General features: G+C 58.1%; 12 protein-coding genes. 7 read left to right on the top strand and 5 right to left on the bottom strand.

What is annotated here, in order from left to right; all coding sequences use genetic code 11:
* On the top strand, positions 1–594 hold a 594-nt coding region (locus ALO64_RS13850; RefSeq protein ID WP_054991730.1), incomplete at its 5' end, for a hypothetical protein.
* 16 nt (positions 595–610) lie between these two features.
* Positions 611–1,057, top strand: a complete 447-nt coding sequence (locus ALO64_RS13845) for a PA0061/PA0062 family lipoprotein (protein ID WP_082303458.1) — start codon at positions 611–613, stop codon at positions 1,055–1,057.
* Here the strand turns inward: ALO64_RS13845 and ALO64_RS13840 are convergent.
* Positions 1,044–1,277 carry a DUF1161 domain-containing protein gene (locus ALO64_RS13840; protein WP_011167298.1) on the bottom strand — a complete coding sequence of 78 codons (234 nt, stop codon included), beginning with the start codon at positions 1,275–1,277 and terminating at the stop codon, positions 1,044–1,046. The two genes, ALO64_RS13845 and ALO64_RS13840, sit on opposite strands and share 14 nt — an antisense overlap.
* Positions 1,278–1,395: 118 nt before the next feature.
* A complete protein-coding gene (locus tag ALO64_RS13835) occupies positions 1,396–1,827 on the bottom strand; it encodes an OsmC family protein (RefSeq protein ID WP_002551353.1) in 432 nt (143 codons plus the stop codon).
* Positions 1,828–2,039: 212 nt separating this feature from the next.
* Here ALO64_RS13835 and ALO64_RS13830 point away from each other — a divergent pair, with 212 nt between their 5' ends.
* Complete coding sequence (locus ALO64_RS13830; protein WP_005732768.1) at positions 2,040–3,041, top strand: LLM class flavin-dependent oxidoreductase; 1,002 nt, start codon at positions 2,040–2,042, stop codon at positions 3,039–3,041.
* 139 nt (positions 3,042–3,180) lie between these two features.
* Here ALO64_RS13830 and ALO64_RS13825 read toward each other — a convergent pair whose 3' ends face one another.
* Both ALO64_RS13825 and ALO64_RS13820 read right to left on the bottom strand, forming a co-directional pair.
* The gene (locus tag ALO64_RS13825; protein WP_002551351.1) at positions 3,181–3,405 is read right to left on the bottom strand and encodes a DUF1161 domain-containing protein; all 225 of its coding nucleotides are present in this window, start codon (positions 3,403–3,405) and stop codon (positions 3,181–3,183) included.
* Positions 3,406–3,542: 137 nt separating this feature from the next.
* A complete protein-coding gene (locus ALO64_RS13820; protein ID WP_002551350.1) occupies positions 3,543–3,758 on the bottom strand; it encodes a dodecin in 216 nt (71 codons plus the stop codon).
* A gap of 166 nt (positions 3,759–3,924) precedes the next feature.
* Here ALO64_RS13820 and ALO64_RS13815 point away from each other — a divergent pair, with 166 nt between their 5' ends.
* A complete protein-coding gene (locus ALO64_RS13815) occupies positions 3,925–4,251 on the top strand; it encodes a DUF883 family protein (RefSeq protein ID WP_044344904.1) in 327 nt (108 codons plus the stop codon).
* On the opposite strand, the gene ALO64_RS13810 is transcribed toward ALO64_RS13815, so the two are convergent.
* A complete protein-coding gene (locus tag ALO64_RS13810; RefSeq protein ID WP_044344903.1) occupies positions 4,252–5,208 on the bottom strand; it encodes a LysR family transcriptional regulator in 957 nt (318 codons plus the stop codon). It abuts the gene before it with no gap.
* Positions 5,209–5,287: 79 nt separating this feature from the next.
* Between ALO64_RS13810 and trpB the strand changes: the two genes are divergently transcribed.
* The 3 genes from trpB (at position 5,288) to ALO64_RS13795 (ending at position 7,982) form a co-directional block, all read left to right on the top strand.
* Complete coding sequence (trpB, locus tag ALO64_RS13805) at positions 5,288–6,517, top strand: tryptophan synthase subunit beta (RefSeq protein ID WP_002551347.1); 1,230 nt, start codon at positions 5,288–5,290, stop codon at positions 6,515–6,517.
* Positions 6,514–7,326: a tryptophan synthase subunit alpha gene (gene trpA, locus ALO64_RS13800; protein ID WP_005732766.1), complete on the top strand. Its 813-nt coding sequence runs from the start codon at positions 6,514–6,516 to the stop codon at positions 7,324–7,326. The genes trpB and trpA overlap by 4 nt, the downstream gene beginning before the upstream one ends.
* A 125-nt stretch (positions 7,327–7,451) precedes the next feature.
* A complete protein-coding gene (locus tag ALO64_RS13795; RefSeq protein ID WP_044344902.1) occupies positions 7,452–7,982 on the top strand; it encodes an anti-virulence regulator CigR family protein in 531 nt (176 codons plus the stop codon).
* Positions 7,983–8,038 lie beyond the last annotated feature (56 nt).

The following is an 8,038-nucleotide window of genomic DNA, read 5'->3' as shown; positions in this document are numbered from 1 at the left end:
AAAAAACTGATACTCCCGGGTCTTGATGAGGCCATCACTTTGTATGCCTGGAACGCCCTCGTCTCTGCAGCGTTCCTTACACCGCTACACCTGTGCGAGGTGATTGTTCGTAACGGTGTTGCAGACGCAATCGCTTCGGTTTACGGCCCCGAGTGGCCTTGGAGTCCCGGCTTCGAGCAAAGCTTGCCCAATGTTACAGGTCCGGTTTTCAAGCCAAAACAAGAGCTTGCAAGAGCCAGACAGAAATGTGGAACAACCGGGGCCGTTATTGCGGAGTTGAAATTCGTCTTTTGGGAAAAAATGTTCACAAAACGGTTTGAAGGCCGTCTCTGGACTCCTTATCTATACCGCTTTTTTCCAAACCTCGAAAAGTGCTTCACTGTATCTGCCCACCGAGCAAAGATCGCGGCTGATCTCGAACAAATCCGATTGCTTCGAAATCGAATTGCTCATCATGAACCAATCTTTTCACGAAACCTGAGAAGCGATTTTGCCGTTATCCAACGCTTGACCGAAACACGCTGCGCAGTTTCTGCAGACTGGATGAATGGCCAACAGCAGGTCATGTCAACGGTTGCCACTAAACCTTTTTAAACAGAGGTACACCTCGGTGCCAAACCGTCTTCTGATACTGATAACCGCACTCACTCTCGCCACCCTCGCCGGATGCGCCGGCCCCTTGCCCACCGTCAATCCGGACATGGCGTGGGTCGACATGCGCACCATCACCGGCCAGTTGATCATGGGCGACAAGCTCGATGGCGAGAACACTTACGACGGCCGCTACTTTCAGGTGACGCCGGGCAGCCATGAGTTGCAGGTGCGTTATGACTACGAGTACCGCTCGGGCGGCATGGGGATGATCGGCGACGAGTACACCGAGATCACGTGTTACGTCAGTGTTCGTTACGACCACTTCGCTGCCGGGCAGCGTTATGTGCTGGAGGTACGCTCACTGGCGAACAGTGTCGACGCCTGGCTTTACGATGCAGAGCGCAAGGTGGTGGCCGAGGAGGAAGAAGAGGGGGGGGCACTGCATCTGATCAGCGACCGTTGAGCTGGTAGATGATTTTTTTCGTACCGTTGTCGCAGCTGCCGACGATCATGCTGGGATCGGAAGCCTCTTCGTTGCTAACAATTTCCAGCGTGTAGGACGTGACGTTGTTGGCCTGGATCTTGGCTTCGATTTCATCCTTGAGTTCTTCACAGGATTTCGGCGCCGCCAGGGCGCTGGTTGCCAGCAGGGTGCAGGTTACTGCCAGAATAAAACGTTTCATGCTCGACTCCTGATCAAAATCAAACCATGCGCCAATGAACGCATGACCGATGAAGCAAGTCAGCTTTATACAGGAGATGAAGGAGCGCACAAGGCGCTCCCGCAAAGCTCGCTGTGGATCAGCTCAACAACGTAGCATCCAGAGTGATCTTGGCGTTCAGCACCTTGGAAACCGGGCAGCCTTCTTTGGCTTGCTTGGTCAGTTCGTCGAACTTCTCCTGCGTTGCGCCTGGCACTTTGGCCTTTAGGGTCAAATGCACAGCGCTGATTTCAAAACCGCCTTCAATCTGGTTAAGCGTCACGTCAGCCTGAGTGTCGATGCTCTCAGCAGTAAGGCCTGCACCGCCCAGAATCATGGACAATGCCATCGAGAAGCAGCCTGCGTGGGCCGCGCCGATCAATTCTTCAGGGTTGGTGCCTTTACCGCCTTCAAAACGAGCCTTGAAGCCGTAAGGCGCTTCTTTCAACACGCCGGTTTCCGTGGAAATGCTGCCGATACCGTTTTTCAGATCACCTTCCCAGTGGGCGGATGCTTTCTTGACGATGCTCATGGTGGCTCCTTCTTGGGATGAATTTGGATCAATGCTGTTACAAGGTTCTGAGGATAGACAGCTCTGGAAAGTTCAACCGTCGGAAAGACCAAGCGTTTAAGTAGGTTTTTATCCGCCTGCCATTGAAAAGCCAGACTTGCGCCCGCACTGCTGTTTCATCGTGGGCAGCTCTAGCAGCCAGCCCATCACAATTCGAGGAGCTACCCCGGCCTATGAAACGTCTGGCAGATGTAAAAATTTCCACCCTTGATCTGGTGCCGGTGCGCCACGACAAAGGGCCCGCCGATTCCCTGCGCAACTCGCTCAACCTTGCCCAGCATGTTGAAAAGCTGGGTTACAACCGCTTCTGGGTGGCCGAGCACCACAACATGGACGGCATCGCCAGTTCAGCGACCTCGGTGCTGCTCGCCTACCTGGCAGGCGGCACGTCGACCATTCGTGTCGGGGCTGGTGGGATCATGCTGCCCAACCATGCGCCGCTGGTGGTTGCCGAGCAGTTCGGTACGCTGGCGAGCCTGTATCCCGGTCGAATTGATCTGGGGCTGGGTCGCGCACCAGGTTCCGATCAGATGACCGCTCGCGCCCTGCGCCGCGAACGCTCCGGCAGCGCCGAAGATTTTCCGGATGACGTCACCGAGCTGATGGAATATCTGGGGCCGCGTACGCCTGATCAAAAAGTGATCGCTGTTCCTGGCTCAGACACCAACGTGCCGATCTGGCTACTGGGCTCGAGCCTGTTCAGTGCTCAACTGGCAGGCATGCGCGGTTTGCCGTATGCCTTCGCGTCGCATTTTGCGCCGCGTTACATGCATGAGGCGATTCGTGTATATCGCAATCACTTTCAGCCATCGGCCGTGCTCGACAAACCCTACGTGATGCTCGGCGTTCCGCTGTCGGCAGCCGATACCGACGAACAGGCCGAATACCTCGCGACATCTGTTTACCAGCGCATCCTGGCGCTGATGCGCGGGCACAGTCTGATGCAGCGCCCGCCAGTCGAGTCCATGGACGGCCTGTGGCTGCCGCACGAGCGTGAAGCGGTGGCAAGCTTCCTGGGGCTGGCGATGGTGGGTGGCCCGGACAAGATCCGCGCCAAACTGGATGTGCTGCTTGAACAGACCGATGCCGATGAACTGATCTTCACGTGCGACATGTATGAGCACGAGGACAGGCTGCGGTCCTACGAGATTCTGGCGCAGGTCGCACACGGCTGATAGCAACCTTTCGGGTCACAACGCGGGCTTCAAAAACAGCATCGCCCCGGACTGGATGACAGTCCGGGGCGATGCTGTTCGTGAAACCTGCAAACGGGATTAGCCGGGCGAACCGACCTGAGTCAGGCCCGGCTGGCAATCAACCGCGCTGGTAAACGACTTCCTTGGTGCCGCCTTCGCAGGTGCCGACGACTTGCTTGTCGGACGCGCTGCCTTTCTCGACCACTTCCAGCGTGTAGGACGTTACGCCCTTCGCCTGGAGTCTGGCGTCGATTTCACTTTTCAACTCTTCACATGGCTTGCCTGCCGCGAGGGCAGTGCCTGCAATGCTCAGCAAGCCTACAGCCAACAAAAACTTCTTCATGGGTAATCCCTCTCGTCCGGCCAAATGAAGACGCCATCGGAACAGGCGCCCATTGAAAACCCCCACGCCCACACATCAACCGTGTGGCCATATCTGAGTGTGTAGGCAATCGGCCAGCCGAAAGATTCAGAAGGGCATCAGCTATTGGTAATGCGGAAGCCGACTTTCAAGGTGACCTGGAAATGCGCGACTTTGCCGTTTTCGATATGGCCGCGGGTTTCGGTCACTTCAAACCATTCCATCAGGTCGAGGCTTTTGCTGGCTTCGGCCAGGGCGTTGTTGATGGCGTCTTCGATAGTGGTAGTGGAAGAGCCTACGATTTCAACTTTTTTGTACGTGTGATGATCGGTCATGGCAGTTCTCCTGAAGGTCTGGAAAAGACGCGATATAGACCGCGCTCCCTGCTTCTGTCAGGAGAACGCGCGCAAAAGTTCAGCGCTTTGCAAAAATCCCATCGCACTTTCCAAAAAGCCCGGAGTCGGAAACAACACGCCCACTCATCATTGCAGGAGAAACACCATGGCTACTATGTCACTTCGCAAAGCCTCGTTGCAGAGTATGGAAGCTGAGATCGAGAGCCTCCTGAAGTCCCTCGAGGGCCTGAAAGCCGATGCTACCGACGAGTCGCGCAAGACACTGAAAAATCTGAAAGCCAACGCTGAAAGCGCACTGAGCCATTCGCGCAGCCTGCTCAGCGATGTCTACGAAGACGTTAAAGAGAAAACCCGCGAAAATGCACTGGCAACTCGTGACTATGCTCAGGAGCACCCTTGGACCACCGCTGGTGTTGCGGTAGGTGCCATTGGCCTGATCACTGCCTACATGCTGTTCAAGCGCGGTAACTGATCAGATCCTGATCGGGTCCTCAGACCGCTTCAGCTCATTTTTCAACCACTGAGCAAGCTGTCGCGCCCGTCCATCGGTCGCACGTCTGGGTACCCAAAGCGCCAGCTGCGCCGGGGTTTCGCTGAAACCCCATGGCGCAGCCAGGCGACCGGCTTTAAGGTCATCGATGACCAAAGGCTCCGGCGCAATCGCAATGCCCAGGCCCGCCACAGCCGCCTCCAGCAAATAATACAAATGCTCGAAACCCTGCCCGTAACGTAATGATCGCGGATCGATGCCGTTGTGCTGCGCCCAGCTTGGCCAGGCTTGCGGACGTGAGGTGGTTTGCAACAGTGATTCTTTGAGCAGTGCTGCGGCGGGTGCATCGCGCAGACTTTCGAATCGCGCGAAGCGTGGGCTCAAGACCGGCCCGATTCGTTCGCTCGCCAGTTCGAAAACCTGCATGTCTGCAGGCCACGGCGGCTCGGCGAATACCAGCAATGCATCCAGGCCGGGCCGGCGCGGATCAAGGTCGCCTTCACCTGCCGACAAGTGCAGGCGCAGGTCTGGCAACTCGGCATTAAGACGGCTCAAACGCGGTATGAACCAGCGCGCCAGCAGGCTGCCGGAACATCCCAACACGAATGGCGCGTCTGCGCTGCCCTTGCTCAGTTCGACACATACGCCGCGCAATCGATCGAATGCTTCGCCACTCACATCGCGTAACCGAATGCCTGCATCTGTGAGTTTCAAGCCTCGTCCGTCCTTGCTGAACAGGCTTACACCCAAGTGCTCTTCAAGCACTTTCAATTGGCGACTGACAGCACCGTGCGTCACGTTCAGCTGTTCGGCGGCCTGACTGACGCTGCCAAGTCGGGCGGTGCTTTCGAAGGCACGCAGGGCGTTGAGGGGAGGAAGGTCGCGGCTCATGATCTGTGAGTTTTCCTGACCGGTTGCAGCGATCTTATCGGTTTTCATCGAGCCGTGCGCTGGTTAAAGTGGACCCATTGCCGATCCGGCTCAATTCATTCGCCCAATACTGCAACTGGAGCACTTCATGACCCAGACCAACTTCCGCAGCGGCCCCGACGCCAACGGCCTGTTCGGCTCATTCGGCGGCCGCTACGTGGCTGAAACCCTGATGCCGCTGGTGCTAGACCTCAACCGCGAGTACGAAGCCGCCAAGGCCGACCCGGAGTTCGCCAAGGAAATGGCCTACTTCCAGCGCGATTACGTGGGCCGTCCAAACCCGCTGTACTTCGCCGAGCGCCTGACCGAATTCTGTGGCGGCGCGAAGATCTACTTCAAGCGCGAAGAGCTGAACCACACCGGCGCGCACAAGATCAACAACTGCATCGGCCAGGTATTGCTGGCCAAGCGCATGGGCAAAAAACGCCTGATTGCGGAAACCGGCGCGGGCATGCACGGCGTTGCTACCGCTACCGTCGCGGCGCGCTTTGGCTTGCCTTGCGTGATCTACATGGGCGCGACCGACATCGAGCGTCAGCAGGCCAACGTGTTCCGCATGAAGCTGCTGGGCGCTGAAATCGTACCAGTCACTTCCGGCACCGGCACCCTGAAAGATGCGATGAACGAAGCCCTGCGTGACTGGGTGACCAACGTCGATGACACCTTCTACCTGATCGGCACTGTGGCAGGTCCGCATCCGTATCCGGCGATGGTGCGTGATTTCCAGGCCATCATCGGCAAGGAAACCAAAGAGCAGATGCAGGAGAAGGAAGGTCGTCTGCCGGACAGCCTGATCGCCTGCGTGGGCGGCGGCTCCAACGCCATGGGCCTGTTCCATCCGTTCCTCGATGACGCCAGCGTAGAAATCATAGGCGTTGAAGCGGGCGGTCACGGCGTGGATACCGACAAGCACGCGGCCAGCCTCAATGGCGGCGTACCGGGCGTACTGCACGGCAACCGTACCTACCTGCTCCAGGATGGCGACGGGCAGATCACTGACGCGCATTCGATCTCTGCTGGCCTGGACTACCCGGGTATCGGCCCTGAGCACGCCTTCCTGCACGAAGTGAAACGCGTCGAGTACGTCAGCATCACCGATGACGAAGCGCTGGATGCCTTCCATCAATGCTGCCTGCTCGAAGGCATCATCCCGGCACTGGAAACCGCTCACGCACTGGCCGAAGCCATGAAGCGGGCAACCAACCTGCGCGACGACCACCTGATGGTCGTGTGCCTGTCCGGGCGCGGTGACAAAGACATGCAAACCGTCATGAACCATATGGCAGCCGCCGAAAAAACTCAGGAGAAGCTGGTATGAGCCGTCTCGAACAACGTTTCGCCCAGCTGAAAACCGAAGGTCGTGCGGCGCTGGTCACTTTCATCACCGCCGGCGACCCAGGCTACGACACCTCGCTGCAAGTCCTGAAGGGCCTGCCTGCTGCGGGTGCTGACGTGATCGAGTTGGGCATGCCGTTCACTGATCCGATGGCAGACGGTGTGGCGATTCAGCTCGCTACGCTACGCGCTCTGGACGCGGGCCAGACCCTGCAGAAAACCCTGCAGATGGTCAGCGAATTCCGTGTGAACGATCAGACCACGCCGATTGTGCTGATGGGTTACTACAACCCGATCCACCGCTTTGGCGTCGAAGCCTTCGTGGCGCAGGCAAAAGAAGCGGGCGTCGACGGTCTGATCATCGTTGACCTGCCTCCTGAGCACGACGCCGAACTGGCAACGCCTGCACAGGCATCCGGTATCGACTTCATCCGCCTGACCACGCCAACCACCGACGATGCGCGCTTGCCGCGTGTGTTGGAGCGTAGCTCCGGGTTTGTCTACTACGTTTCGGTTGCCGGTGTAACTGGTGCTGGCTCGGCGACCACCGAGCACGTTACTGAAGCCATCGCACGCCTGCGTCGCCACACCAGCCTGCCGATCAGCGTCGGTTTCGGTATCCGCACACCCGAGCAGGCAGCGGCCATTGCTCGCCTGGCAGACGGCGTTGTAGTGGGCTCGGCGTTCGTCGATAAGATCGCCACTGCCGAGTCGCCTGAAAAGGCAATCGATGGCGTGTTGACTCTGTGCGCCGCATTGGCCGAAGGTGTACGTAACGCACGCATCGGCTGAGGGTAAAGTTTCTGATACAAAGGAATCAAAGCGCTATCAGCGGTTCTATGTAGCACGACACAAGGGGTTCATGACCAATGTCATGAACCCCTTTTTGCTGCATTGAGTGAAGCTGAGGAAGCACCATGAAACTGCCAAACCGTTTTATCACCGGGCTGGGTATCTTGATGATCAGCGCCAGCCCGCTACTGCAAGCGGCGCCGCCTGACCAGCGCGGTGATGGCCCGGACGACAACCGCGGCGGCCAGCAGCAGGGACCGCAGAACAACGGCGGGCATAACGAGCGTGGCAATGACCGTGGACCGGGCAACGATAACGGCAGGGGTCCAGACAAGAGCCCGTCCAGTCAGCCAGGCAGACAGGCCCATCAGGACAACCGTGGCGGCAACCGCCCACCGCAGGATTTCGGCCCGGTACGCGAGACCTTCCAGCAGCACCGCGACGTCATCGGCCGAGGCCAGCCGCTGCCACCTGGTGTACACATCGTCAAAGGCCGTCCGTTGCCACCTGGTTACGGTAAACGCCTGGACAGCCGCTCGCTGCAATACCTGCCACATTATGACGGCTACGAATGGCGACGCCTGGGCACCGACGTCGTACTGATCGCCGTGGGTTCGGGGATTGTGTATGCGATTCTGGATGGTGTGTTGAATTGATGGTCTGCTGACGCCCTTGAATACGCGGTGACACACAGACTTGTGACGCGGAGCGT

Source organism: Pseudomonas meliae (genome assembly GCF_001400515.1).
Classification (GTDB): domain Bacteria; phylum Pseudomonadota; class Gammaproteobacteria; order Pseudomonadales; family Pseudomonadaceae; genus Aquipseudomonas; species Aquipseudomonas amygdali.
Note: the sequence above shows the minus strand (reverse complement) of the source record. Positions and strands in the feature narration are given on the sequence as shown.

Excerpts from the sequence above, each read along its gene's own strand:
- ALO64_RS13815 (WP_044344904.1), top strand. The coding sequence starts at position 3,925 with ATGGCTACTATGTCACTTCGCAAAGCCTCGTTGCAGAGTATGGAAGCT.
- ALO64_RS13810 (WP_044344903.1), bottom strand. The coding sequence starts at position 5,208 with ATGAAAACCGATAAGATCGCTGCAACCGGTCAGGAAAACTCACAGATC.
- ALO64_RS13795 (WP_044344902.1), top strand. The coding sequence starts at position 7,452 with ATGAAACTGCCAAACCGTTTTATCACCGGGCTGGGTATCTTGATGATC.
- ALO64_RS13825 (WP_002551351.1), bottom strand. The coding sequence starts at position 3,405 with ATGAAGAAGTTTTTGTTGGCTGTAGGCTTGCTGAGCATTGCAGGCACT.
- ALO64_RS13840 (WP_011167298.1), bottom strand. The coding sequence starts at position 1,277 with ATGAAACGTTTTATTCTGGCAGTAACCTGCACCCTGCTGGCAACCAGC.
- trpA (WP_005732766.1), top strand. The coding sequence starts at position 6,514 with ATGAGCCGTCTCGAACAACGTTTCGCCCAGCTGAAAACCGAAGGTCGT.
- ALO64_RS13820 (WP_002551350.1), bottom strand. The coding sequence starts at position 3,758 with ATGACCGATCATCACACGTACAAAAAAGTTGAAATCGTAGGCTCTTCC.
- ALO64_RS13835 (WP_002551353.1), bottom strand. The coding sequence starts at position 1,827 with ATGAGCATCGTCAAGAAAGCATCCGCCCACTGGGAAGGTGATCTGAAA.
- ALO64_RS13830 (WP_005732768.1), top strand. The coding sequence starts at position 2,040 with ATGAAACGTCTGGCAGATGTAAAAATTTCCACCCTTGATCTGGTGCCG.
- trpB (WP_002551347.1), top strand. The coding sequence starts at position 5,288 with ATGACCCAGACCAACTTCCGCAGCGGCCCCGACGCCAACGGCCTGTTC.